Consider the following 25,620-nt stretch of genomic DNA (forward strand, 5'->3'; position numbering starts at 1 on the left):
TTTGTGGTGGTATGTGGTGGTTAGGCGTCGAGGTAGATGCGCTGGGGGCGATTGCGGCGACGCGCAAAGATGACGAGCGCCAGGCCCGCAATAACGAGCGGAAGGCTCAGCAGCTGGCCCATCGTGATGACGCCGCCCAGCAGATAGCCAAGCTGGGCGTCGGGCACGCGCACGAACTCGACGAGGAAGCGGACGATGCCGTAACCCATCACAAACACGCCCATAAACGTGCCCTGGGGCAGCAGCGGCTTTTTGCGGCTGAGCACCTGCAGGATGCAGAAGAGCACAATGCCCTCAAGAAATGCCTCGTAGAGTTGGGAGGGGTGACGCGGCATATCGCCCGCAGTCCCGCCAAAGACCACGCCCCAGGGCAGATCGGTCGGCTTGCCCCACAGCTCACCGTTGACAAAGTTGGCACAACGGCCCAGACACAAGGCCAGCGGCGCGCCGATGACGGCAAGGTCTGCCAGAGTCCATGCGTCGAGCTTATACATGCGGCACACGATGATGCCGCCGATAATGCCGCCGACCAGGCCACCGTGGAAGCTCATGCCGCCTTCGTTGGTGGCAAAGATCTCGAGCGGATGTGCCCAGTAGTAGCCGTCGCCGTAGAAGATGACGTAGAACAGGCGGGCGCCGATGATAAGGCCAAAGACCACACCGACCACGACGCTCGTCAGGTCGTCAATCGTGATGTTAAAGCCCCAGCGACGCTGCGTGCGATACATGACGACCGCCGTGAGCAGAGCTCCGACCACATAGGCCAGACCATACCAGTAAATCGTGATGGGCCCCGCCGAAATCGCGACGGGATCAAGCATATGGTAGAAGTCGTTGAGCATGTCGACCCTCCTACTCCCTACATACAAATGCGGCCGCGGGCCTTGCGCTCGCAGCCGCATATTTGGGCGTAACGTCTATGCGGAGTATGCCGTCCGCAGCTTTCGCATCTTAGAACGGCGCGTACTCGTCGTACAGGTCGTCGGTCTCGCCGGAGGCATTGACCTGCTCGACACGGGTAACGCCGGGCACGTGCTCCTTCAGGATGCGCTCAATACCCATGGACAGGGTCAGCGAGCTCATGGGGCAGCCGGCGCAAGCGCCCTGCAGCTCCAGTTTGACGACGCCCTCGTCGTCAACGCCCACATACTCCATATCGCCGCCGTCGGCCTGCAGGTTGGGGCGAATCTCTTCAAGAACCTTCTTAAGCAGCTCTTCGTTAACAGCCACAGGGGCTCCTTTCTCACAATTACGCGGGCGCGCCCGCGGACAGGGGCTATGTTACTACAGCCATGTACCCGCTTAGGCGCCAGCCATGCGTGCGGACACGACTTTCACGAGCGGTCAATTTGGGACGGGTCTCTTTTGGCTGTTTTGCCGCCAGCTGGCGTTGCCACGAGCTACTGCTGAGCCTGCCCCTCGGTGCCGATGTGAACATCGACGATAACCTGGCGGTAGCTGATGCCACAGGAGTCGAGGATGCGGCGGCTGATGCGTCCATCATCGGTGTCGGCGTACTTGTTGTCCAGGTAGACGACCTCGCCCACGCCCACCTGCGCCAGGATCTTGGCGCAGTCGTGGCACGGGAACAGCGTAACGTAGACCGTGGAACCCTCGAGATCCTTGAGCGAGCCACGGTAGTTGAGCACGGCGTTGGCCTCGGCATGGACCACGTAGTTGTGCTTGTCCTGCAGCGGGTCGTCGCTCGTACCCCACGGGAAAAAGTCGTCGTTGAGCGCCGAGGGCGTACCGTTGTAGCCCACCGAAAGGATGCGGTGGTTGGTGCTGGCGATGCACGCACCCACCTGCGTATTGGGGTCCTTGCTGCGGCGCTGCGCGGCGATGGCCACGCTCATAAAGAACTCGTCCCAGCTAATGACGTCCAGGCGCTTGCCTGACGAAGTTTGATGAAGATCGTCCGACATGGCAGACACCTCCGTAATCGCAATAGTTTGACCCATTGTAGCAGGTGAAAGGTGGAGGCGTTTGTCCCACCGGCGCCCTCACTTTTACACGCGGCGGGGCTTTTGGTTGATGCGGTAGAGCTCGGCGAGACCCCGCAGCGTCAGTGCGTCATCTACCGTCAGACTGTGGCCGACCAACGCCGCGAGCGCCTCGGCATCGTCGCCGGTAATGACGATGGGCACGCCATCCTCCCCCGCCGCCTTGGTCGCGCGCATCTCGGCAAGCACCATGTCGAGCATGCCGTCGATGCGGGCCACCTCGCCCAAGACCACGCCCGAGCGCATGGCCTCGCGCGTGTTGCGGCCGATCACATGCGTGGGTGCCGAAGGCTCAACCTGCGGCAGGCGCGCCGCAGCAGCCGAAAGCGATCGGGCGCCAAGCGCCAGACCCGGCGCGATGACGCCGCCCACAAAGGTACCGTGCGCGTCGATGACCTCGATATTGGTCGTCGTACCCAAGTCGATCACGATACAGGGAGAGCCGTAGACGGCACGAGCCGCCACGGCATCGGCGATGCGGTCGGGACCGATCTCGGCCGGGTCGTCGTAGTGCACGGGCATGCCGGTCTTGAGGCCCGGCCCCACCGTGAGCACGCGCCCCGTGCAGGTACGGGAAAGCGCCGCCTTCCAGGGGCGCTCGAGCGCCGGCACCACGCAGCTCAGCACTGCGGCCGCGGGAACGAGTGCACCCGGCATGACCGCATCGGCTGCCAGTGCGCCCATGACCTGCGCGAGCCTCATGCGCGCCTCGTCTGCCGTAATGCTCGACGGCGTCGTGATCTCGCACGTCGCAAGCGGGCATTCCTGCGCCGCGGCCGAATCCTCGGCAAACAGGCCAAAGCGAATGAACGTGTTGCCCACGTCGACCGTCAATATATATGCGCACCCATTAAGCATCGTCGGCGCTCCTTTCGTCTGCCCAGCAGTATATCGCCTACCTAAACCAGTCATCCCAAAATGACTAGCTTGCCGCTATACTGGTGCGCGGTCGTGCGCGAGCTCACGCGGCGGCCCTTGGTAACCCGACTTCCCGCGCCGTATCCGTAGCGGCGCTCCCGGGGGAAGCGGATATACGCAAAGGAGTTCTATATGAGCAATCCCTCGAACCGTGCTTCGATGCGCGGGCAACTCACGCTGCGCGGTGTCGTCATCGGCGTCCTTGGCTGCGTGATCATCACGGCAAGCTCGGCCTATACCGCCCTCAAGATGGGCGCTCTCCCCTGGCCGATCGTCTTCGCTGCCGTCATCTCGCTGTTCTTCCTTAAGCTCATGGGCAATGCCAGCCTCAACGAGGCAAACGTCACCCACACCATCATGTCCGCGGGCGCCATGGTCGCCGGCGGCCTGGCGTTTACCATCCCGGGCGCCTGGATGCTGGGCTATGCCGACCAGATCAGCTGGCTCGACATGTTTATCGTGGCGCTCGCCGGCACCATCCTGGGCCTGCTGGCCACCGCACTCATCCACCGTCACTTTATCGTGGACGCCGCGCTTGAGTTCCCCACCGGCAACGCCGCAGCTCAGACCTTGCGCGCGACCGAGGCTGGCGGCAAAACCGGCAAGCAGCTCTTTGGTTCCATGGCCATCGCTGGCATCTACAGCGTGCTTCGCGACGCCCTGGGCGTGGTGCCCAGCATGCTATGCACGCTCAACATCCCCGGCGTAACCTTTGCCATCTACAACTCGCCCATGCTGCTCTCCGTCGGCTTCCTCGTGGGCTTCGCCCCGGTCGCCTTCTGGTTTGCTGGCGCGCTGCTGGGCAACTTTGGCATCATCGTGGGCGGCACCGCTGCCGGCCTATTCGATGTTGTAACCGCACAGGGCATCGTCAAGTCCCTCGGTATGGGCCTCATGATGGGCTTTGGCGTCGCCGTCGTCCTCAAGGACATCCTGCCGCAGATCGCCGGTATCGTCCGCGGTCTTGCCGCCGACAGCTCCACCGACACCGATGAGCAGTCGCTCATCTCGGGCTCGCTTAAGCTCGACGCCGGCATCATCGGCCTGGGCGCTGCCGCCATCGCCGTGATCATCGCCATCGTGCTTGACCTTGGCCCCGTTCCGGCCGTCATCGTCACGCTGTTCACCTTTGTCACCACCATCATGAGCGCACAGAGCTGCGGCCAGACGGGCATCGACCCCATGGAGATTTTTGGCCTCATCGTTATGCTCATCGTGGCTGCCTTCGCACAGATCGCTCAGGTCAAGCTGTTCTTTATCGCCGGCATCGTAGCCGTGGCGTGCGGCCTTGCCGGCGACGTCATGAACGACTTTAAGGCCGGCGCCGTGCTGGGCACCAACCCGCGTGCACAGTGGATCGGCCAGGCCATCGGCGGCATCGTGGGCGCCTTGGTCGCCGCAGCCGTCATGGTCGCGCTCGTCACTGCCTATGGCCCGGACGCCTTTGGCCCCGACAAGAGCTTTGTTGCCGCGCAGGCAAGCGTCGTCGCCACCATGGTCTCGGGCATCCCGAGCGTGCCGTGGTTCGTTGGCGGCTTTATCGCCGGCATCGTCATGTACTGGCTCGGCATTCCGGCCATGATGATCGGTCTGGGCGTGTACCTGCCGTTCTACATGTCACTCACGGCATTCCTGGGCTCCTGCGTCAAACTCGCCTACGACAAGTGGTCCGCCCGCCGCGACGCCGAGGCCGGTCTTTCGGACGAGGAGAGGGCTGCCAAGGACGCCGCCTTCCAGGAACAGGGTCTTGTTGTCGCCAGCGGCCTGCTCGGCGGCGAGTCCATCGTCGGCGTTATCCTGGCGTTTGTCTCTGTTGGCCTGAGCCTGCTGGGCTAAGCTGAGCAGCTGCTCGACGGCAACCATATTGCCTACGACTTGCCCGGTCGGTAGCTTTTGCGGCTACCGACCGGGCTTTTTGATACCAACGCAAAGAAAGGCCGGCGCGCTGCGTTTAACAGCGCGCCGGCCTTATCGCTTAAGCTATCGAAGCGTTCCTGCTATGAACCGAAGTTCGTTGCAGAGCCGACGCTCGAATCACTACATGTGCTTGCGACGACGATCGCCCAGCGTCACGCCCGCAGCCACGAGCGTAATACCGCCGATAACGAAGACCTCGCCCGCAAGCGCGGAGTCATCACCGGTCTGGGCGAGCGCGGCAGGCGCAGCCTGTTTCTTGGCAACGGGGGCCTTTGCAGCAGCCTGCGCAACCTGAGGCTTGGCCTGCGGCTTGCTCTGCGGCTCGGCCTTGGGATGATACTTGTCGTACTCGGCCTGAGCGGCAGCCAGGGCATCCTTGGCATCTCCGAGCTCGGCCAGTGCAGCGGCATAGGCGTCGTTGGCATCGGACAGCTTGGCATCGGCATCGCTCAGGGCAGCCTTGAGACCAGCGGCAGCATCGACGGCGGCCTTGTAGCAAGCGTAGGCAGCGTTAAGCTTGACCAGCTTATCGTTGCCCGTCGTGCCCGCGGCAAGAGAGGCCTTGTGGTCGACAGCCTCAAGATCGGCCTTGAGTGCCTCATCGCTGGCAAGCTCGGCCTTGGCCTTGACGATCTCGAGGTTCGCATCGACGACGGCTTCGTTGGCGGCCTCGAGCTGCTTCTGGGCATCGGCGGCACCGGCGACAGCAGCGTCATAGGCAACCTTGGCGTCGTCGACCGCTTTCTGGGCTCCAGCGAAGCGCTCGAAAGCCTTGTTCGCGGTGGCCAGCTCGCCCTCGGCAGCCTTGGCCTTGGCCTGCGCGTCGGACACAGCCTGCGCCTTGGCGGCAACTGCCTGCCTGGCGTCCGAAAGAGCGGTCGCGGCGTGTGTATCTGCGGCCTGAGCCTTGTCAACGCCAGCCTGGGCGGCATCGTCGGCCTTCTTTGCCTCGTCAAGCGAGCCCTGCTTATTCGCAAGGTCCGCTTGGGCGGCATCGCGCTTGGCGGTAAGGTCCTTGACCGAAGCCGTAGCGTTGTCATACGCCTCGCTGGCCTGGTCGGATTTTGCCTTGGCGGCATCGCGGGCGCTGCGAGCCTTCGCCTTGTGAGCAGCGGCGTCGGCTGCCTTCGTCTTGCTGTCAGCAAGCGTGGCGTTTGCCTTATCGAGAGCTGCCTGGGCAGTAGCGGCCTCGCCCTTGGCGGCGCCGAGCTTGGTCTCGGGCGTCTTGACGTCGATACCCTTGAGTTTGGCTTCGGCGGCGGTGTAGGCGGACTTGGCGGAAGCGGTGGCGGACTTAGCCTTCTCGTACTCGCCCTTGGCGGTGTTCACGTTCGTGTCGGCTGCGGTGAAAGCGTCCTGGGCGGCATCCTGCCCGTTTACAGCCGCGAAGTAAGCTTCCCTAGTAGCTCCAAAGTTCTTCTGCGCCTCGGCGAGCTTGCCCTGAAGCTCCTTGAGCTGCGCCTTCTGCGCCTGCGTGCCGCCTGCGTTGTAGGCAGAGTCGATGTAGTCGTTCACGAGCTTCTTGAACTCGGAGACAGTGAAATCTGTCTGGGTCGCGCTTCCGCTATAGTCGAAAACGGTTACCTCGGAATCGGTATTCTTACCGCTACCAGTCGCGATACCGATGGCTGTCGCTCCTGCATCGATGATGTTGAGATAGTGCCCGCACTCCTGGTAGATGCTGTTGTAGTGCTGGTAGATATAGTAGGAATCATATCGATGGCTTCCGAGTGCGTCACCATGCTCCTCGACGTACTTATCGAATGCCTCCTTCTCCTGGGTGTAGAGGCCGGTATATGGCCAGCCGAGCGTATCCTCGGTCTCGCCTCCTGTATATGCACCGCCGCCGCCGGCAAGATTTTCTCCCTTGTCGAAATAGCAGTCCGAGTGCCCCCACTTGTTCGATGAATATGAGGCATTAAGGGCTGCTGCCGCAGTCATGCGGAGGCTGACGCTGAGCTCCGACTGACCGTTCGCCTTGCGGAGGTTGTTTTGAGTATCGAGGTAGGTCAGGGCATTACGCATCTGCTCCAAGGAGAGCGGGTTGGTGTCGCGGGACATGTCCTGATCGACGTAAATACCATACCAGTCCTGTTTACTTTTCGTCCCCATGAGCATCGACGCGGCAGTGCTTGCGTTCGACTTCTGCTGGGCGGTGAAATCGCTGCTGTTGCTGATGTAGGCCATAAAGCCGAGCATGCCCTTATTGATGACTTCCTGGTCAACAGTCATGTTGGACTTTAGGTCTGCAATCTGCTGCTCAAGAGCCTCAACCTGGGCATTAGCAGCGTCATAAGCCTTTTCCGCGGCGTTCGAAGCGGCGCAGGCTGCCTCCCACTCGCTGCGCTTCTGCTTGCGAACTTCGACAAGCTTATCGTACGCGGTCTTCTTGTCTGCTTCGGTCTGCTGCGCCTTCTCGTATGCGGCCTTGGCGGCGTCACGCTTACTGGCCGCGTCCTTGTACTCCTTGTTTGCCGCATCGTATGCAGACTGGGCAGATGCCACGGCAGCGTTGGCGGCGTTGGCCTTCTCCTGCGCGGCGGTGGCGGTATTCTGGGCCGCCTGCAGGTTCGCCTGGGCGGTAGCGTCGGCATCCGTCGCGGCATTGAGCTCCGCCTGCGCGGTCTTAAGCTCACCAGCGGCGGCCTTCTCGGCGGCCTCAAGCGCACTCAGGTCAACACCCGTACCCGAGACGGCAGCATCGAGCGCGGCCTGCGCCTGGTTGAACTTCTGCTGGGCGTTATCGCGCGCGGTGGTTGCGGCTGCGAGAGCAGTAGCAGTCTCCTGCTTCTTGGCCTGGGCAGTCGTCAAAGCTGCCTCGGCATTCTGCTTTTCCTGCTGGGCGCTGGCCTCGGCAGCCTTGGCCTGGTCCAGATTGGCCTGTGCAGTAGTAACGGCCTTATTGGCGTCATCGAGCTTTGCCTGCGCGTCCTCGACGGCCTTCTTGGCGGCCTCGTACTCGTCCATACCCATGGCCTCGAGCTTGGCCTGAGCATCGTCGAGGGCCTTCTTGGCCTCATCCTGCTTTGCCTTGGCGTCCTTGAGCGCCTGGGTCTTATCCTCGACACTCTTGTTGGCTTGATCGAGCTGATCGTTCAGGTCGCCCAGCTTCTTCTGCTGCTGCTCGGTCTTTTCGACGGCGGCTTTGAGCTCGTCAATCTTCTCCTGGAGCGCGGCGACTTCTGCCGCGTTCTGCTCGATTTCGTTGTCGCTCACAGCCTGCGAGGCCTGATTCTTTTGCTGCTGCGCCTGCTTTTGAGACTGGCCCGCCGCATCGGCGTTCTTCTGGGCGGCATCGTAGGCGGCCTGAGCGTCCTTGAGCTGCTTTGCCGACTCCTCGGCCAGCTGGGCAGCCGTCTTTACGACCGCTTGGTTACCGGCGGCAACGGTGTTCTCTACAGAACTACCCCCCCCCTGAACAGAATCGCCGTTATCGGTTGACGGTGCGGCGATTGCCGCCAGCGGCGACATGAGCGGCTGAGCAATGAGGCCCGCCGTCAAAACGGTTGCGACGGCGCGGTTGGCAACGCCCTTGACGTTGACGGCCTTAACCCGAGGCTCAAAGTGTTGTGGGCTGTAGTTTGCCATGGCTTTCTCCCTTTGACACGGATGTATCCATACGTATCAAACGGTAGCTGTCGATTTTTGAATTCTGTTGCGCAACATTGGCGACCAGCGTATTTTTTGAAATTCACGCTCTCGTGCTTCACAGTTTCGTCACATTTGAAGGAGCTGGTGCATCATATTCTCGCGGGATGGAATTGAGCCTGTGATTTGCATTTGCTCCCGCGTCATCCGCCCTATCGGATTCCGCATCCAACAGACACCCCGCCCGCCACGGTGTAGAGTTAGGACAACGGGCGCGTTGCGCGGACCGCGCTGGAACGAGGTGGACATGGAACTCGATAGACAACAGCTCAAGCGACTGCGTGAACGCCATCACCGGCGCCATGGCATACGCCCCGCACACAGCGAGGCCATGGAGAACGCCGGCCGCTTCCTAAAGCGCGCATTCAACATTCGCGAGGGTCGCGCGCCCTATCACGTAATCCGAAGGCGCTTTGTAAACGGGGCGCGTCTGACTGGCTCCCACCTATGCATCCTCATCATCGCCATGCTCATCGCGAGCATCGGCCTCGATATCGATTCAGACATCGCCATCGTGGGCGCCATGCTCATCTGCCCGCTTATGGGCTCGGTCCTTGCCATGGCATATGGCATCGCCACGCTCGACCGCGAGATTACTGTCGAAGCCGTCGCGGGCTTGGCCCTACAGATGGCCTTTTGCCTGGTCACGTCCACGTTGTACTTTAAACTCTCGCCCCTTGGCACCACCACGGCCGCCATCATCGACAATTCGACACCGACTGTGTGGGACCTTGCCGTCGCGCTCGCGGGCGGCTTTGCGGGCGGCCTGGGCAACTCGCGCGACCAGGAGCCTTCGACGCTCATTGCCGGCGTAGCCGTGGCGACCGCGCTCATGCCGCCCCTGTGCGCGGCGGGCTATGGCATCGCCATCGCAAGCGGGTCGCTGTTCCTCTCGGCCCTCTACGAGTTTGGCATCAACGTGGTCTTTATCGCACTGACCGCCGAAGCCGTGCTGCTTCTTTTGCGCGTGCCGCTCAAGCGCGACCTCAACGGCGACGGTATTGTGACCGCCGAGGAAAATGCCGAGGTCGACGAGCTGTCACGCAAGGTGCGCCGCCGCATTATTGTGGGCACGGTGATCTTTGCCATCCCCTGCATCGTTATGACCGCGGGGGCTATTGGCTCGGCGCAGGCCGGCGTGCAAGACGGCTACGGCGTCACCGAGACCACACGCGAGCTTGCCGCGGTGCTGCCAAGCTTTAAGGATTACACCGTCGCCGTCGAGACCTCGGCCACCGAAGGCGACGAGGAGGGCATCGTCGAGCGCGAGATTGTCGCCCATGTGACAACGAGCGAGGCGCTCGGGGCGCACGACCGCCACGTCGCCCGCAAGCTCATCGACCTCAACGTACCCGAACTCGATCGCGTGGAGTTCGATGTGAAGTGATGCGGAGCGCGGGGATGAATGCTCGCACGGACGCAAGTTACAACGAGGCGCAGACGCGATACGGATACGAGCAAATAGCGGGGTGCAGTTCACGTCCGCGCCCCGCTCGCTGTTTTATTGCCGTGAATCAGACGTCCGCATCGACATCGCCAGACTCCACCGTAAACGCCGGACCGGTACTCACCAGATAAAAACGGGTCACCCTGGTATCTCTAAATAGGTAGAGCAAGCCCTGATCGCGTCGGCGCGAAATATACGCCACGTGGACCGTACCGAATATTTCGCCGTTTTCATTCTTTAATACCAGAATGTTGGGGTCGTCCATACGTTTGAACTGTCCATCAACGATGCTGCCGCCTTTGCCGACCAGCTGCCACCGATGGTTATCCTCTTCATGAAAGGCCAGGGTTTCCAAGCCTGCTTTGTCATCCCGATAGTAACCATCAATGGCGAAGCCTTCGGAAGCACATTCCTGCATATAGGATGTTTCACGACTTATAGCGAACTGCCCCGTAGCGCCCAAAAGCACAACTAGGCAAACCACTGCAAGGGTTATTGAGATAGTGCGGCGGCCCATGCTAGCCAGCCCGATACTTGTTTAACGGAGCGCGAAACATACTTGGCACCTCCGATATCAGAGCAAACGTCACCCGCAGCCCGGCGGCAGTCATATGTTTCCAACATCAAACCATATGGCTGCCACTCGCGGAGGGGGCATCGGCGAACGGCGTGTTTTCATACTCCATTGGTCAAACCTAAGCGCGGCCCTACAGCTCGTACTTGTACACGCGGTAGATGAACTTTTCGGCTTCCATCTCGTAGGTGGCGATGGGCAGTCCGCAGCGATCATCTCGTCGTTTGGCAGATAGGTCACGCTATGTTGGCCCGCGTTGAGCGAAAAATCGCCTTGGGCCTGCAGCAACTTGTCCTCAAAGCCCGAGTCAGCCCAAAACTCTGGCGAGCCCACGGAAGGCTGCAGCAAGGTCATTTGCGCAACATATGTCCAGCAAAAACGGGTGGTAGCCGGCACGGCTACCACCCGTTTGCCTCATATCTAGCCCAAAGCAGGCCAGTTACTTCTTAATGCCGCGCCCCAGACGCTCGGCGACCGATGCAACGGCCTCTTCGCTGGCCGGCCCGCAGCTCACGCAGCCGTCATGTGCACGCATCTGGCCGGTAACCTCGTCCATCGCGAGCGGTGCCACCTTCTCGAGCTTAAAGCCCTTGCCGGCGCGCATGTTTTCCTTGGCAACGCTGATCATGAGCTTAATACGGTTGAGTTGGTTGACCTCGGACGCGCCAGGGTCGTAGTCCACCGCGACAATGTTGCTCTCGGGGTGCTGGCGGCGTAGCTCCTTGATCACGGCCTTGCCCACCACGTGGTTGGGCAGGCACGCGAAGGGCTGCGTGCAGATGATGTTGGGCGCACCGTGATCGATCAGGTCGAGCATCTCGGCCGTAAGCAACCAGCCCTCGCCCATGTTGTTGCACACCGAAAGCACCGTGCGGGCCTTATCGGCCATGGTGCCGATGCGCTCGGGCGCCTCAAAGCGGCGGGACTTTTCGAGCATCTCTTCCACCGGCGTGCGCATCCAGTCCACGAGCTTGATGAGCGCCTGCATACCAGCGCGCGTGGTAGCAGAGCTTCCCAGCTCGTCCTTCTGCAGCTCGGCGTTGCTCATGGAGTACAGGAAGAAGTCAAGCAGGCCCGGCACTACGGCCTCGCAGCCCTCGCGCTCGATGACATCGACCACGTGGTTGTTGGCTGTGGGGTGGAACTTGACCAAGATCTCACCGACCACGCCCACGCGCGGCTTGGTACCCTCGCCCACGAGCGGCATAGTATCGAACGCGCGGATGGCCTCACGGCACAGCTTGGTGTAGTTGTGGCGGTTGAACTTGGGCGCCAGCTTGCGGGCGCGCGCCATGTACTCCTCGTAGAGTGCGTTGGCAGCGCCGGGCGTGGCCTCGTACGGGCGGCAACGATAGAGCATCTGCATCATCACGTCGCCAAAGAGCACCGCGTACACGGCTTGCTTAAGCAGCGCCGGCGTAATCTTAAAGCCGGGGTTGTCCTCGCCGAGCGCCACGGCCGAAAGCGAGATCACCGGGATCTCGGGGTGGCCGCTCTCGCGCAGGGCCTTGCGGATGAGTGCGATGTAGTTGGTGGCACGGCAGCCGCCGCCGGTCTGGCTGATGACCACGGCCGTCTTGGACAGGTCGTACCGACCGCTCTCGATGGCCTCCATAATCTGGCCCGTTACCAGGATCGACGGATAGCAAATGTCATTGTTCACATAGCGCAGACCGGCCTCGACGGCATCGTGATCGGTCGAGGGCAGCAGTTCCAGGTTATAGCCAGCACCGCGGAACACCTCTTTGACCAGGTCGAAGTGGATCGGCGCCATCTGCGGGCACAGGATGGTGTAGCCCTCCTCGCGCATCTGCTCGGTAAAGGGCACCTTGGGCCACGCGGTCGAAGCACTCTCGCGCTGAGCCTCAAACGTGTACTTGCGGCTCGCGAACGCGGGGGCATCCGTGGAGGGCGCCACCGGCGCGGCATCGCCCTGCTCGTAGGCCTCGCCCGCGGCCGTGGCCTCGGCCAAGCGCTCGGCCTCCTGGTCCTTGAGCGCTGCCATGAGCGAGCGAATACGGATACGCGCGGCGCCCAAGTTGGACACCTCGTCAATCTTGAGCACGGTGTAGATCTTGCCGCTGGCCTCAAGGATCTCCTGCACCTGGTCGGTGGTCAGAGCGTCCAGACCGCAGCCGAAAGAGTTGAGCTGAATCAGGTCCAAATCGTTGCGCATCGTCACAAAACGGGCGACGGCGTACAGGCGGCTGTGGTACATCCACTGGTCGACGACGCGAATCGGACGCTCGGGCTTTACCAGATGCGCGAGCGAATCCTCGGTAAAAACCGCAAAGCCAAAGCTCGAGATAAGCTCGGGCAGGGCATGGTTGATCTCGGGGTCGTTATGGTAGGGACGGCCGGCGAGCACGATGCCGTGACCGCCGTGGTCCTCGACCCACTTAAGAGCCTCCTCGCCCATAGTCTGGATGTCCTCGTGGAAACGCGCATCGGCCTCAAAGGCAGCGTTGACGGCGGCATCGACCTCGGAGCGCGTGATTTTAGGACCACGCACGCGACCGCGACCGGCCTCAGCATCGGCCACACGGTCGACGGCGAGCACCTGGTACAGACGGCGCTTGAGCTCGGTCTTGTCGTGATAGGGCACAAACGGGTACAGAAACTCGATGTTCTGCTCGCGGATCTCGTCGATGTTGAGCGCCAGCGCCGTGGGGTAGCTCATGACGATGGGACAGTTGTAACAGTTGCCAGCCGTCGGGTCCTCCTTGCGCTCCCAGCGCACGCACGGCATCCAAATGAAGTCGACATCGCGGTCGATAAGGTTCATCACATGGCCGTGGCTCATCTTTGCCGGGTAGCACACGCTCTCGGACGGCATGGACTCGATGCCCGCCTGGTAGGTCTTCTTGCTCGACTGGTCGGACAGCTGCACGCTAAAGCCCAAGCGCGTAAAGAACGCGTGCCAGAAGGGGTAGTTCTCGTACATGTTGAGCGCGCGGGGGATGCCGACGGTACCGCGCGGGGCCTCGTCGGGGCTCAGCACCTCGCGGTTAAACAGCAGCTCGTTTTTCTTTTTGAAGAGGTTGGGGGCCTCGGTCTTCTGCTTTTTGTGGCCGGCGCCCTTCTCGCAGCGGTTGCCGGTAATGAAGCGCCTGCCGCCGCCAAAGTCGTTGACGGTGAGCTGGCAGTTGTTGGAGCAGCGACCGCAGCGGACATGCTTTTGCGTCACGGTAAGGTGCGCGATGTCCTCAGCCGAAAGGATGGTCGAAGTGCCGTCGGCGCCAGCGCGATCGCGGGCGAGCAGGGCCGCACCATAGGCGCCCATGCAGCCGGCGATATCGGGACGCACGGCATGAACGCCGGTGAGCTGCTCAAACGCGCGCAGCGTGGCGTCGGACATAAAGGTGCCGCCCTGGACGATCACCTGGCTGCCGATCTCCTTGGGGTCGCGCAGCTTAATGACCTTGAACAGGGCGTTCTTGATGACGGAATAGGACAGGCCGGCCGCGATGTCGCCCACCGTGGCGCCTTCCTTTTGCGCCTGCTTGACGCGCGAGTTCATAAAGACCGTGCAGCGGCTGCCCAGGTCGACGGGGGCCTTGGCATGGATGGCGGCATCGGCAAACGCGCGCACGTCCATGTTCATAGACACGGCGAAACTCTCGATAAAGCTGCCGCAACCCGACGAGCAGGCCTCGTTGAGCATGATGTGCTCGATGACGCCGTCCTTGACGCGCAGGCACTTCATGTCCTGGCCGCCAATGTCCAGAATAAACTCGACGCCGGGCAGGAACGCCTTGGCACCGCGCAAGTGCGCGACGGTCTCGATCTCGCCGGAATCGGCCTTGAGGGCCTCGATGAGCAGCGCCTCGCCGTAGCCCGTGGTAGTCACGTGGCCGATGGTGCAGCCCGCGGGGATGTGGTTGTAGAAATCGGCCATGATGACCTTGGCCGTGCCCAGGATGTCGCCGTTGTTGTTGCCGTACCAGGTGTGCAGCAGCTGGCCGTCCTCGCCCACGAGCGCGGCCTTCATGGTGGTGGAACCGGCGTCGATGCCAATGAACACGCGGCCGGTGTAGCCTTCGAGTTTGCCCTTGGGGACGACTTCCTGGTCGTGGCGGGTTTTGAACTCGGCGAAGTCCTCGTCGGTAGCAAAGAGCGGATCCAGGCGCTCGACCTCGGCACCCTGTGTGTCACCCAGGGCATCGATAGCCTCGATGAGCTGCGGGAACGTGCTGAGCTTGTTGGACTCATGCGCCATGGCGGCGCCGCTCGCCACAAACAGGTGAGCGTTTTGGGGCACAATGCGGTGCTCCTCGTCCAGGTTGAGCGTGAGGTAGAAGCGGTGGCGCAGCTCGGAGAGATACTGCAGCGGGCCGCCCAGGAAGGCGACGTTGCCGCGGATGGGACGGCCGCACGCCAGGCCCGAGATGGTCTGGGTCACGACGGCTTGGAAGATGGAAGCGGCGACGTCCTCGGGACGGGCGCCTTCGTTGAGCAGCGGCTGCACGTCGGTCTTGGCAAAAACGCCGCAGCGGCTGGCGATGGGATAGATGGTGGTGGCGTTGGCCGCGAGTTCGTTGAGGCCGCTGGCGTCGGTGTGCAGCAGAGTGGCCATCTGGTCGATGAAGGCGCCCGTGCCGCCGGCGCAGGTGCCGTTCATGCGCTGCTCGATGCCGTTGTCGAAGTAGATGATCTTGGCGTCCTCGCCGCCCAGCTCGATGGCAACATCGGTGGCCGGGATGAGGGTCTCGACGGCACGCTTGCTGGCGATGACCTCCTGGACAAACTCCAGGCCGAGCCACTGAGATAGCAGCAGACCGCCCGAGCCGGTGATGGCGCAGGTCATCTGGGCCGTCGGCAGCACGGTCGCAGCGCCCTCGAACAGGTCGCGGGCGCAAGCGCGGACGTCGGTGTGGTGGCGCTGGTACTTGGCGTAGACAATCTGGTTGTCGTCGTTGAGCACAGCGAGCTTAACGGTGGTGGAGCCCACGTCGATGCCCAGGTGCAGGTTGCCGCGAGCGGCCTCGGGGTTGAAGATCGCGCCTTCGGGGGCGTGGGCGGCGGCTACGGGCTCAGCGGCAGTGACGGGCTCGCTAGCGACGGGCGTCTCCCCTGCCGCGTTCTTGGCCTCGGCAACAGCCTCGGCAACTTTCTCGGCAGCCGCGGTCGCGGCCTTCTGCGCGGCGTCCACCACGGCGGGCGCGGCCTCGCGTGCGGCAGCAACCACACGGTCCTTAATGCCCTCGACGAGTTTGCTCATCTGTCTCTCCTCTTAGTTGTTGGACTCGACGGTTGCGGTGGTGTCGACCGCATCCTCGAGCTGCAGATTCAATAGCTTCATGCCGTATTCCGGCACGTTGATATCGATGGGTTGGCCATACAGGTCGCCGGGGCGCACAAAGGCGATGACCGTCATAATGCGCGCCATGGTCTCGGGCGATTCAGAAAGGTCACGCTCAAACCAACGTTGGATCATGCCGACCTCGGCACTCACGACATAGGTGACGTAGTAGTCAAAGAAGGTGCCCAGCGCCAAGCCCAAAATGCCCGTCTGTGCACGCGGCACCACGGCCTCGCGTGCGGTATCGATGATCTTTTTAATAAAGGCGGGGTCGCCGCCCGGGCCCAGCAGGGCCCCGATAAGGTCGCGATTAGCCGCAAGATAGCGAAGCAGCTCAACCGAACCGGGTGCCGGCTCGAGCTCGTCGATATTGCGGTAAAGATCGGGTAATTGAGCTGCGGTGATAAGCTCCACCCGCTCGCGAATCTCGGCAAGCAGGCCGTCCTCGATCTGGCTGATAAAGTCGGGGATATCGCGGTAGTGCGAATAGAACGTGCGGCGTGTAAGACCGGCGCGCTCGGTGAGCGACGCGACGTTAATGCGCGAAAGGTCGCCGCTTTCGGCAAGCTCGCTGGCAAGCGCCTGGCGAAGGGCACGCTGCGAGCGAAGGGACCGGCGGTCGCATTTCTCGAGCTGGGACAAGCGTCCTCCTTGTTACTCAGCCTGTGCGCTATTGCACAGTGCGAGTATTATTGCACACCGTGTGCATCAACACGTAAAGGCAATATTTAGATTGTGACAAAGGGGCGTCCCTTTGCCACATTCCACGGCGGCATTACCGATTGTCCAAAAAGTCATTCGTGGGTAGAATGGTGTCGACGGCAGCCCAAGTTGTAGCTGGCTGGGCAGCGCCGTTGCTTGGATTAAGGGGTCAACGCCTTAGCGGCGGCGACCCCTTTTACGTTGCTTCGAACGTTGCTTGAGTGCCTCGGAAAGCCCGACGAGCGCCGTGAAGAACGAGACCAAAGCGGTCAGAAGTCTCACGAAATCAATCAGATCGGTCATGGGCATCACCTCCCATCAGATGGAGGGCGTTGCCCGGCACATGGAACTGCCGTCAACGATACCGATTCTACCAGAGCCTAGTTATATATACGAATATATGTTCGTATTCCAAGCACACAGACCCCTGTGGCAAAGGGGCTGTCCCTTTGTCACTTATTCGATGATGGTGCGGGAGTTTTGCTTGTGCATGGTGGCGAGCATGTGTTTGGGGACGGCGTGGACCATGCAACTGCCGATAGTCGCGTTCGCGGCAGCCTTGGCTGCATCGCTTGCGTTTTTGGTCGCGTAGCTGTGACGGAAGCGCTTGAGCATGGCGATGTCGTTGCCGCCGTCTCCATAGACCGCGACCTCGTCCTCGGCAATGCCGTAGTAACCCGCCAGCCAGGCCACGCTCTCGCCCTTGTTACACGCCACGTCCGTGATCTCGAACATCACCGGATCGAACGGCGCGTTGACCACACGGTCCGAGCGCTCGGCAAGATACGCCTTAAGATCACGCTCCAGCTCGGGCGAGGTCACGCGACAGTTGATCTTGCACACATCGTGGCGCAGGATGTCACCGATCGACTGGTCGAAGTACTGTTCCTCGTGGTACCCGCCACGCGCACGCATGCCGCGCATCACGATGCGCTTGATAGGGCTGTCTTTTTTAAAGCCCGCCTGATGCATCTCGAACGAACCGCTCGAGTACATGCCATCGGGTGTGGAGCAGTCAAAACAGATATCCGGAAACTCCTTGAGCAGCTCCTCGGTGATCTGAGGGTCGATGGTCCAGGTCTTGAGCACCTCGCCATGGCTGTCGCGCACGATGGATCCATTGGAGCAGCAGGCGTCAAGCGCCAGGCCCGTAAAGCCATGCTCGCCGATCGGCAACGTCGAGCGTCCAGTCGCGGGAACCACGTGGAGTCCGGCCTCGGTCAGCTCGCGAATGGCACGGCGGATGGTCCCATCTGCCTCGTGTAGGGCGTTCAGCAGCGTTCCGTCTAAGTCACTCGCAAACATCTTGATCATGGGCATGCCTCTCTTTCGTCTGCACGATATTGTAGACGAAAGAGAGGCATGCCCAAACAATGCCGTCCCGGCGCGGCGGGCCACCGCCTCCGCAAATTCACGGTGCCCCAGCGCGTCAAGACAATCGCCGCAAGCGACTTTTCAGCCGATAAAACAGCGCCGTCGTCAGCGCCAGCACCGCCAACATGCCTGCGAATACAATCGCCGGTGTCCATCGATCATATGCAGCCCCGTACGTCAATTGGCCGATAGGTATTGCACAGGAAAGGACTGTGTAAACGACCGAAAGCACTTTTCCGCAGAGCTCAGTCGGCGCTGCCCGCTGAACAAACGCGATGATTTCAACCGACGCAATGCTTGCCCACACCATGACCCATGCCGAACCAACCGCAAACACGGTGAACATGCATGCATCTGCGCCGAACAGTAGCGTGACAATGATCGGTGCGACTCCAAAACAGATCATCGCAACATATCGACATATGCCATTGAAAGAAAAGCGATGCGGCCAAATGCCGACCAAGCCACTGCCGGCAAGACCACCCAAGCCCATAGCAACCTCAACTATCCCAACGCAGGACGATTGCATGCCGAGATGCTTTGTAACAATAATGGGAGCGCCAATCGTTAGCCCAACCAACGCAAGGTTCAAAACGGCCGCAAGCAAAATCACAGCGACCAATGATGCATTTTGCAACAGATACCGAATCGACTCCCGAAAATCGTTTCGGCATGTCGTGCGAGTCGCGCCGTCTCCCATCGTTTCAGATGAGGCATTTTGCTTGAGTGCGACCCCAAACAAGAGAGCTGAAATCGCAAACGCCACCGACGCGGTTGTGCAAAGAGTATCGATACCAAAGCACCCATAGACTGCCGTCCCGACCACAGGGCCCAAGATATTGCTCACCATGGTCATCTGCGAAACCAATGCAGTGGCCCGCTCAACCTTCTCTTCACCCGCCATACGCACCGTCTCAATTTGGAGCATTGGCTTCAGCAGCGATTGAACACCATATTGAACACAAAGTATCGCTACTACGACGACCGCAAGAGGCAACGAGCGCTTCATGGGGATAGACAGCAGCGATGCAGTCATCAGAGCAATGCCAAGGGCCACGAGGACCTCGCGATGTCTTCCCCTATCCGCCAAGATTCCGCCAACCGGAGTTGCGAGTACGCCGGGTATGAACGCCGTCGCCACGACGACGCCATATAACGTTGACGATCCACTGCAATCGAACAAGTAAAGTGGATACGCAAAGCACAGCGCCGACAGCATCGCATACGTGCACAGCTGCGCAACAAGAAGGCCAAAAAGCCTGATAGGTCGCACTGTTTTTTGCGTCAACGAGACGCTACTCCTCCGCATTCCAGCTATAAGCCAACCCCCTATACATACCACTAGTATGTATTTAATGACTTGAAAAGGGCAGCCGTGGCTACCCTCACAAATCAATTACATACCGTTAGTATCTATATTACCACCTGGCGCGGTCCCATACGTCCCAAATCTGCGCCGTTGTCTGGAGCACTTCCTCGCCCAAATCGAGTCCCACCGCAGAGGCCATCTGCGCCAAACATTGAGCGCGAGCGAGCATTCGATCCTTGGGCTCGAGCGGACGAAACAGTGGCAGCAACCAGAGATTCGCCAGCAACGATACGGCCTCTGCCGCTTCGCGCGGGCATTCGCACGCAATGGATCCGTCGGTGATGCCCTCCTCGATCACCGGCAAGAGATAGCCATCGGCCGACTCGTCAAATGAGCCCTGATACTGCATCGCCAGTAGACGCGAGCTTTTTACCGGATCTGCTGCAGGACGCATACGTGCCCATAGCTCAATTTGCGGAACAACGGACTCGGGAGCGTAAAGCCTTTTTAGCTTTTGGGCGCCGGTCATATTACCGACGCCAAGCATCGAGCGACGGTGCTCAACAATCGGAGTCATCGCCCGATCAAACGCGGCGTTGAAAATCTCTTCTTTGCTCTTAAAGTGATGATAGACAGCGCCCTTGGTCATGCCATCGAGACGGTCAACGATATCTTGAATGCTCGTCCCCTCATAACCCTGTGCACAGAATAGCTCCAGTGCCGCGTCGAGAATCTTCGCGACCGTCTCCTCGGGATATTTATTGCGACCCATAATCCGTCCATCCGCAACACAAGCCTTATGCCTCACTGCAGTATTTTAACGTTGCAGATGACAGACGGTCGGCCCTACACCGCGGCGGGGCCGTGTTCGCCGGTACGGATGCGGATAACTTCCTCGACCGGCTCGACCCAAATCTTGCCGTCTCCGACGGCGCCGGTGCGGGCAGCGTTGCAGATGATGTCGACAATGCCGTCGACGTGCTCATCGGCGCAGATAAGGGTGAACTGCACCTTAGGGATCGTGTTGACAAGCAGTTCGTTGCCGCGCACGTATTCCTTCCAGCCATGCTGTGCGCCGCAGCCCTGAACCTGGTTGATAGTCATACCGCGAACATCAGCGGCAAACAGCGCGTCTTTAAGAACCTCAAGCTTCTCCTGGCGCACAATAGCCGTGATCTTTTTCATAATGAATTCCTCTCAATAATCAACGTATCCCTTTACATGAGACGCGGGTTTCCCAGGTGCCGCAGATTGGGTTTAAAGAGGAGCGCCGCGTACTTATGTTTGAAACCCAAGGTGCGGTGCCTGGGGAAGCCGCTAGTCAAGTCCCGAGAAGGAGGGATATGCGCTCTCACCGTGCTGACTCGCATCCAAGCCCAGCGCCTCGTCGGCCTCGTCCACGCGCAGACTGCCGTGGAACAGCGCCTTGACCACCGCGGCGATCACCAAGTCGAGCACCAGCACAATAACGACCGTCACCACAATGCCCAGAATCTGCGAGACGAGCAGCGACACGTCGCCCGTGTAGAACAGGCCGCCCTTATCGGTCCACGAAAGCTCCGGCACGCAGAACAGACCCGTGAGCACGCCGCCCAAGATGCCGCCGATACCGTGGCAACCGAACGCGTCGAGCGCATCGTCGTAGCCAAACTTGGTCTTAAGATGGCTGATGGCCAGGTAGCAGACGGGAGACACGATCAAGCCCATGGCCAGCGCCGCCCACGGCTCGACAAAGCCCGCGCCCGGCGTGACCACCACAAGGCCCGCAACCAGACCGGTGCTGGCGCCCACCAGCGTGGGGCTGCCGGTATGCACGCGCTCGACGGCAAGCCACGAGACCATGCCCGCCGCGCTGGCGGTCACGGTGTTGAGGATGGCGAGCGCCGCCACGGCGTCGGCCTTAAACTCGCTGCCGCCGTTAAAGCCAAACCAGCCAAACCAAAGCAGGCCGGCGCCCAGCGCCACAAACGGCACGTTATGCGGACGGTAGCTCACCATGCCAAAGCCGCGACGACGGCCGAGCATTAAGCAGAGAATCAGGCCCGTGAGACCGGACGAAATGTGTACCACGTCGCCGCCGGCAAAGTCGAGCGCGCCGATGATGTCGCCGATAAAGGAACCATCGCCGCCCCAAACCATGTGGGCGAGCGGCGCATAGACCACGAGCAGCCAAATGCCCAGGAAGGCCGTCATGGCACCAAACTTAACGCGGCCTGCCAGACTGCCCGTAACGATAGCGGCGGTGATCATGGCAAACGCCATCTGGAAGGCGATGTTGATGATCTGAGGGTAGACGGCACCATCCGCAGCATTGCCCTCGGCCGCCTGCAGCACCTGGTTGAGCACCGGCAGGCACAGCAGCTGGTCAAAGCCGCCAATAAACGGACTCGAGCCGTCGCCGCCGTAGGCCAGCGACCAGCCGGCAACAATCCACAGCACGCCCACCAAGCCAATGACTCCAAAGCACATAAGCATGGTGTTGATGACATTTTTGCGTCTAGACAGACCGCCATAGAAAAACGCCAGGCCCGGTGTCATTAAAAACACGAGCATGGTGCAGATGAGCATAAACGTTGTCGATCCCGTATCGTACATTCGCTCCCCCTTGGTCGCATGAACGTTGTCGGCGCCCATAATGCGGCCGAGGGGCAACTGGTGTAGACCAGATACGGCGCTGTTAAACGCTGCGTTGTCGAATGGAAACGGTGCCGCAATCTTGGAAACGGCACGGCAACGGGCGCGAAACGAACGGGAAATACGCGAGCAAGGGGGCCGTGAGCGTGCCCGCCCCGGCTAGCGCCGAAACAGCTCGTGGGCGCGGTCGCGGAGATTAGTTGCTCGGATGACGCCCTCGTAGCGATTGATGCGCAGACGCGGGAAGGCGTTAAAGAAGCGCAGGTCACGACGGCTGAGCGACACACTCGGCACCGGACGGCTCATGCGCTTGCCGGTACGGAGACGGGTGAGCGACGGACGGGGCACGCTCGGCGCGGCATCGGCCACGCGGCGGGCAGCGAGCGCCAGGCCGCGAGCACCATCCGAGATAAACGTCGGCATCGAAGCCTTCTCGCGCAGGGCATCGAGCGCCGCGTCGCCCAGCTCGGCCAGCCAAGCGTTAACGGCGCGACCGCGGATATGCGTCTGCGCCACCGAGTCGATCGCCGAATCGGGAATACGTTCGAGCATAGAGTCGGAGGCATCGGCAAGCGACTCATTGATGCGGTCGGCAAGGTCGGCACGCACACGCTCAAGCTGATCGGACAGGCGGCGCCAGCTGGCCAACGAGCACACCGCATCGACCATCATCGCGACCGCGACGATAAAGGCGGACAGCCGCACAATCAGCACCGGCAGATGGCCAAGCAGCCCCAGCAATGCCGGCTCCACTAAACGGCAAATACACAACGCACCCAAGCTAAACGCGCAGGCCCAGTACAGGCAGATGCGTCCGTGCAGGTTAAACGGCAGATGCGAGTAATCCCAAAACCGGGCACCCGTCGTTTTTTCCAACAGCACGCCCACGCTATATTCGATCACGCTGCATACGAGCGCGGCAGCGACAAACTGGCTCGAGGCGTCTGGGATTCCACGCAGCAGCAACCAGCACGCGATGCCGCCCGCACCGTAGATGGGACAACACGGCCCTAGCAAAAAGCCGCTGTTGGCAAAACGTCCGTGGTTGAGCATGGCACAGACTGTCGACTCCCATACCCAGCCGCAAAAACCGTAGAAGGCAAACGAGAGTACCAGCGCCGAGAGCGGACAGGCGGCAAGCGTCGCGCCGTCAAATGCCATATCGATCGCGGTTCCCACCGTCTACCCACTCCTCTTTTCGTTCGATTCTTTGCTCGAGCCGTCACTCGAGCCCTCGTTCAAATCGTTCGCGCCGCCTTTGCGCTGTAGACGACCGGCAACCGTCTCGCGCAGCGCGCACCATTTATCGGCCAGGCACACAATCCATGCCTCACGACACGTCGGCGGCACCGGCACCAGCGGAAACATATGCCGCGCGATAATATTCCGCTCGCGCGACGTCAGCTCAAAATCTTCCTCCGCACGCGCCAGGGCAAAAAACGGGTGACGAAAGCCATGCAGTCGGTGGCTTGGGTCGGGATCGTGCCAGTCATAGAGAAAGTAATCGTGCAGCAGGGCCCCGCGCAGCAGCGACAAGCGGTCGACCGAGACACCGACGCGGCCCAGGCGCTCGGCAAAGGACAGGCTCGCCCGCGCCACCGAGGTCACATGCGTATACACCGTCACATCGCCATGCTGGATAAACTCGCGCGTCAGGCCCAAGCGGCCCGCTTGGGCCAGCTGGCGGGCAGCATGGTCTACTTCGCACGCGATTTTCTCGGCACGAACGACATCAGACATGCTGCCTCCTTCCAGCGACTCACGGCGACAAGCCACAGCCTGTGCACAATCGATAAAAACATCATGGAACATATCAGTATGGCATCGGACAAAACGTTTTGCCCCACCAGTTGGCGAATTACCGCGCCGCCGTCACATATCAAACGCCAAAATGTGCGAGACTGTCTTGTGCAATTGTGCCGACCAAGGGAGTGCCGGCACACGATTCGCATGGAGTAACCCACAACGATGCTGCTTACGCAAACGACAACGCCCGAGGACGTCAAGGCTCTCGACCGCGCCGAGCTTCCGCTGCTCTGCGGCGAGATCCGCCAGGCAATCCTCGAAAGCTCCGCCGCCGTCGGCGGGCACGTTGCCCCCAACCTGGGCGTCGTTGAGCTTACGGTTGCGCTTCATCGCGTGTTTAACTCCCCCATCGACAAGATTGTCTTTGACGTTTCGCACCAGACCTACGCCCACAAGGCTCTGACTGGGCGCGCGTACACTTATATCGATCCGGAGCGTTATGGTGAGGCTTCTGGCTTTGCCAATCCCGACGAGTCCGAGCACGACCTGTTTGCCATGGGCCATACCTCCACGTCGGTGAGCCTGGGCTGCGGCCTGGCGCACGCTCGTGACCTGGCGGGCGATACGTACAACGTCATCACCATCATTGGCGACGGCTCGCTTTCGGGCGGCTTGGCGTTTGAGGGCTTCAACAATGCCGTCGAACTCGACAGCAACCTGATCATCATCGTCAACGATAACGACCAGTCCATTGCCGAGAACCATGGCGGCCTGTATCGCAATCTAGCCGAGCTACGCGCCAGCAACGGCACCTGTGAGCGCAACGTTTTCCGCGCGATGGGGCTCGACTACCGCTATCTGGACGCCGGCAACGATGTGTTGGCCCTCGTCGACGCGCTGCAGGAGCTGCGCGATATCGATCATCCCATCGTGCTGCACGTCTCCACCGCAAAGGGCAAGGGCTTTGAGCCAGCCCAGAGCGACCCCGAGCGCTGGCATCATGTGGGTCCGTTTGACATGGCGACTGGGCGCAAGCTCTGCCCGGGCCATCCGAGCGAGCCTGCGCCGCGCACCTATGCCGACATTACGGGCGAGGCGCTCAGCGCCGCCATCGAGCGCGATCCACAGGTCGTGGGCATCACGGCCGCAACGCCCTATATCATGGGCTTTACACCCGAGCTTCGCGCTGCCGCCGGCAAACAGTTCGTCGACGTGGGCATTGCCGAGGAGCACGCCGTGACCTTTGCCACCGCGCTTGCGCGCTCGGGCGCCAAGCCGGTCTTTGGCGTGTACGGCACGTTTTTGCAGCGCGCCTACGACGAGCTGTGGCACGACCTGTGCCTCAACGACGCCCCGGCGACCATCCTTGTATTTGGCGCGTCGATCTTTGGCACCACGTCCGAGACGCATCTTTCGTTCTTTGATATTTCCATGCTGGGCGGTCTTCCCAACATGCGCTATTTGGCGCCTTCCTGTATGGAGGAATACCTGTCCATGCTGAGCTGGTCGCTCGACCACCGCGAGCATCCCGTGGCGATTCGCGTGCCGGGCATTGGCTTGGTAAGCCGCCCCGATCTGGCACCCGCCGAAGACGCCGACTATGGTGTCGCACGGTATAACGTGGTACGCCAGGGCCGCGACGTGGCCGTGCTCGCGCTTGGCGATTTCTTTGAGCTGGGTGAGCGCGTGGCAAACCGCTTGGCCGCCGAGTACGGCATCGAGGCCACGCTCGTCAACCCTCGCTTTGCAACCGAGCTCGACCGCGAGTTCCTCGACAGCCTTGCCGCCGAGCATCGCGTTGTCGTCACCCTCGAGGACGGCATCTTGGACGGCGGCTGGGGCGAGCGCGTGGCATGTTATCTGGCATGCACGCCGTTGCGCACGCGCACCTTCGGCATTGCCAAGGGCTTTCCCGACCGCTATGACCCCAACGAGCTGCTCGCGCAGAACGGCATGACGGTCGAGAACATGGCCGCCGAAGCGGTACGTCTACTGAACGAGTAGAAAAACCTCCGCAAGGGAAGCACCCCTGCGGAGGTTTTTATT

At 61.2% G+C, this 25,620-nt stretch carries 19 protein-coding genes; 3 read left to right on the plus strand and 16 right to left on the minus strand.

Features of this window, described 5'->3' with window-relative positions; genetic code table 11:
* Positions 1-20: 20 nt before the first annotated feature.
* From lgt to CSV91_RS05745, 4 genes are all read right to left on the minus strand, one after another.
* Positions 21-842 (minus strand): prolipoprotein diacylglyceryl transferase, encoded by an 822-nt coding sequence (gene lgt, locus CSV91_RS05730; protein WP_099432126.1) that lies wholly within the window; start codon positions 840-842, stop codon positions 21-23.
* A 109-nt stretch (positions 843-951) separates the two neighbouring features.
* Positions 952-1,230 (minus strand): NifU family protein, encoded by a 279-nt coding sequence (locus CSV91_RS05735; RefSeq protein ID WP_099432127.1) that lies wholly within the window; start codon positions 1,228-1,230, stop codon positions 952-954.
* A gap of 170 nt (positions 1,231-1,400) precedes the next feature.
* Positions 1,401-1,925: a deoxycytidylate deaminase gene (locus CSV91_RS05740; RefSeq protein ID WP_099432128.1), complete on the minus strand. Its 525-nt coding sequence runs from the start codon at positions 1,923-1,925 to the stop codon at positions 1,401-1,403.
* Positions 1,926-2,009: 84 nt separating this feature from the next.
* Positions 2,010-2,861, minus strand: a complete 852-nt coding sequence (locus CSV91_RS05745) for a type III pantothenate kinase (protein WP_099432129.1) — start codon at positions 2,859-2,861, stop codon at positions 2,010-2,012.
* Between the two features lie 192 nt (positions 2,862-3,053).
* On the opposite strand from CSV91_RS05745, the gene CSV91_RS05750 reads away from it, so the two are divergent.
* Positions 3,054-4,757 carry an OPT/YSL family transporter gene (locus CSV91_RS05750; RefSeq protein WP_099432130.1) on the plus strand — a complete coding sequence of 568 codons (1,704 nt, stop codon included), beginning with the start codon at positions 3,054-3,056 and terminating at the stop codon, positions 4,755-4,757.
* Between the two features lie 201 nt (positions 4,758-4,958).
* Here the strand turns inward: CSV91_RS05750 and CSV91_RS05755 are convergent, their stop codons facing one another.
* Positions 4,959-8,426 (minus strand): CAP domain-containing protein, encoded by a 3,468-nt coding sequence (locus tag CSV91_RS05755; protein WP_099432131.1) that lies wholly within the window; start codon positions 8,424-8,426, stop codon positions 4,959-4,961.
* A gap of 307 nt (positions 8,427-8,733) precedes the next feature.
* On the opposite strand from CSV91_RS05755, the gene CSV91_RS05760 reads away from it, so the two are divergent.
* Complete coding sequence (locus CSV91_RS05760) at positions 8,734-9,873, plus strand: DUF389 domain-containing protein (protein WP_099432132.1); 1,140 nt, start codon at positions 8,734-8,736, stop codon at positions 9,871-9,873.
* Between the two features lie 127 nt (positions 9,874-10,000).
* Here the strand turns inward: CSV91_RS05760 and CSV91_RS05765 are convergent, their stop codons facing one another.
* The 11 genes from CSV91_RS05765 to CSV91_RS05810 form a co-directional block, all read right to left on the minus strand.
* The gene (locus CSV91_RS05765) at positions 10,001-10,450 is read right to left on the minus strand and encodes a hypothetical protein (protein WP_147579392.1); all 450 of its coding nucleotides are present in this window, start codon (positions 10,448-10,450) and stop codon (positions 10,001-10,003) included.
* A 496-nt stretch (positions 10,451-10,946) separates the two neighbouring features.
* Complete coding sequence (locus tag CSV91_RS05770) at positions 10,947-15,728, minus strand: 2-hydroxyacyl-CoA dehydratase (protein WP_172622455.1); 4,782 nt, start codon at positions 15,726-15,728, stop codon at positions 10,947-10,949.
* Positions 15,729-15,740: 12 nt separating this feature from the next.
* Positions 15,741-16,451, minus strand: a complete 711-nt coding sequence (locus CSV91_RS05775) for a TetR/AcrR family transcriptional regulator (protein WP_099432134.1) — start codon at positions 16,449-16,451, stop codon at positions 15,741-15,743.
* 237 nt (positions 16,452-16,688) lie between these two features.
* Positions 16,689-16,814 carry a hypothetical protein gene (locus CSV91_RS10215; RefSeq protein ID WP_255413493.1) on the minus strand — a complete coding sequence of 42 codons (126 nt, stop codon included), beginning with the start codon at positions 16,812-16,814 and terminating at the stop codon, positions 16,689-16,691.
* 153 nt (positions 16,815-16,967) lie between these two features.
* Positions 16,968-17,825, minus strand: coding sequence for an HAD-IIB family hydrolase (locus CSV91_RS05780; RefSeq protein ID WP_099432135.1), 858 nt, complete (start codon positions 17,823-17,825; stop codon positions 16,968-16,970).
* Positions 17,826-17,940: 115 nt separating this feature from the next.
* Positions 17,941-19,173, minus strand: a complete 1,233-nt coding sequence (locus CSV91_RS05785) for an MFS transporter (RefSeq protein WP_157758000.1) — start codon at positions 19,171-19,173, stop codon at positions 17,941-17,943.
* A gap of 130 nt (positions 19,174-19,303) precedes the next feature.
* A complete protein-coding gene (locus CSV91_RS05790; protein ID WP_099432137.1) occupies positions 19,304-19,966 on the minus strand; it encodes a TetR/AcrR family transcriptional regulator in 663 nt (220 codons plus the stop codon).
* 74 nt (positions 19,967-20,040) lie between these two features.
* Positions 20,041-20,379, minus strand: a complete 339-nt coding sequence (locus CSV91_RS05795) for a P-II family nitrogen regulator (protein ID WP_099432138.1) — start codon at positions 20,377-20,379, stop codon at positions 20,041-20,043.
* Positions 20,380-20,511: 132 nt separating this feature from the next.
* Positions 20,512-21,789, minus strand: coding sequence for an ammonium transporter (locus CSV91_RS05800; RefSeq protein ID WP_099432139.1), 1,278 nt, complete (start codon positions 21,787-21,789; stop codon positions 20,512-20,514).
* A gap of 198 nt (positions 21,790-21,987) precedes the next feature.
* A complete protein-coding gene (locus CSV91_RS05805; protein ID WP_232049570.1) occupies positions 21,988-23,007 on the minus strand; it encodes a putative ABC transporter permease in 1,020 nt (339 codons plus the stop codon).
* 3 nt (positions 23,008-23,010) lie between these two features.
* Complete coding sequence (locus CSV91_RS05810) at positions 23,011-23,568, minus strand: HD domain-containing protein (protein ID WP_099432140.1); 558 nt, start codon at positions 23,566-23,568, stop codon at positions 23,011-23,013.
* Positions 23,569-23,796: 228 nt separating this feature from the next.
* Between CSV91_RS05810 and CSV91_RS05815 the strand changes: the two genes are divergently transcribed.
* Positions 23,797-25,578: a 1-deoxy-D-xylulose-5-phosphate synthase gene (locus CSV91_RS05815; protein ID WP_099432141.1), complete on the plus strand. Its 1,782-nt coding sequence runs from the start codon at positions 23,797-23,799 to the stop codon at positions 25,576-25,578.
* The last annotated feature ends 42 nt before the right edge of the window (positions 25,579-25,620 follow it).

The sequence above is a fragment of the Collinsella aerofaciens genome, assembly GCF_002736145.1.
GTDB classification, from domain to species: domain Bacteria; phylum Actinomycetota; class Coriobacteriia; order Coriobacteriales; family Coriobacteriaceae; genus Collinsella; species Collinsella aerofaciens_A.

What these genes read in the sequence shown, in the direction of transcription:
- lgt (WP_099432126.1), bottom strand. Translation starts at nt 842, where the DNA reads ATGCTCAACGACTTCTACCATATGCTTGATCCCGTCGCGATTTCGGCG.
- CSV91_RS10215 (WP_255413493.1), bottom strand. Translation starts at nt 16,814, where the DNA reads ATGACCGATCTGATTGATTTCGTGAGACTTCTGACCGCTTTGGTCTCG.
- CSV91_RS05760 (WP_099432132.1), top strand. Translation starts at nt 8,734, where the DNA reads ATGGAACTCGATAGACAACAGCTCAAGCGACTGCGTGAACGCCATCAC.
- CSV91_RS05745 (WP_099432129.1), bottom strand. Translation starts at nt 2,861, where the DNA reads ATGCTTAATGGGTGCGCATATATATTGACGGTCGACGTGGGCAACACG.
- CSV91_RS05755 (WP_099432131.1), bottom strand. Translation starts at nt 8,426, where the DNA reads ATGGCAAACTACAGCCCACAACACTTTGAGCCTCGGGTTAAGGCCGTC.
- CSV91_RS05780 (WP_099432135.1), bottom strand. Translation starts at nt 17,825, where the DNA reads ATGATCAAGATGTTTGCGAGTGACTTAGACGGAACGCTGCTGAACGCC.
- CSV91_RS05795 (WP_099432138.1), bottom strand. Translation starts at nt 20,379, where the DNA reads ATGAAAAAGATCACGGCTATTGTGCGCCAGGAGAAGCTTGAGGTTCTT.
- CSV91_RS05815 (WP_099432141.1), top strand. Translation starts at nt 23,797, where the DNA reads ATGCTGCTTACGCAAACGACAACGCCCGAGGACGTCAAGGCTCTCGAC.
- CSV91_RS05765 (WP_147579392.1), bottom strand. Translation starts at nt 10,450, where the DNA reads ATGGGCCGCCGCACTATCTCAATAACCCTTGCAGTGGTTTGCCTAGTT.
- CSV91_RS05800 (WP_099432139.1), bottom strand. Translation starts at nt 21,789, where the DNA reads ATGTACGATACGGGATCGACAACGTTTATGCTCATCTGCACCATGCTC.
- CSV91_RS05810 (WP_099432140.1), bottom strand. Translation starts at nt 23,568, where the DNA reads ATGTCTGATGTCGTTCGTGCCGAGAAAATCGCGTGCGAAGTAGACCAT.
- CSV91_RS05750 (WP_099432130.1), top strand. Translation starts at nt 3,054, where the DNA reads ATGAGCAATCCCTCGAACCGTGCTTCGATGCGCGGGCAACTCACGCTG.
- CSV91_RS05740 (WP_099432128.1), bottom strand. Translation starts at nt 1,925, where the DNA reads ATGTCGGACGATCTTCATCAAACTTCGTCAGGCAAGCGCCTGGACGTC.
- CSV91_RS05770 (WP_172622455.1), bottom strand. Translation starts at nt 15,728, where the DNA reads ATGAGCAAACTCGTCGAGGGCATTAAGGACCGTGTGGTTGCTGCCGCA.
- CSV91_RS05790 (WP_099432137.1), bottom strand. Translation starts at nt 19,966, where the DNA reads ATGGGTCGCAATAAATATCCCGAGGAGACGGTCGCGAAGATTCTCGAC.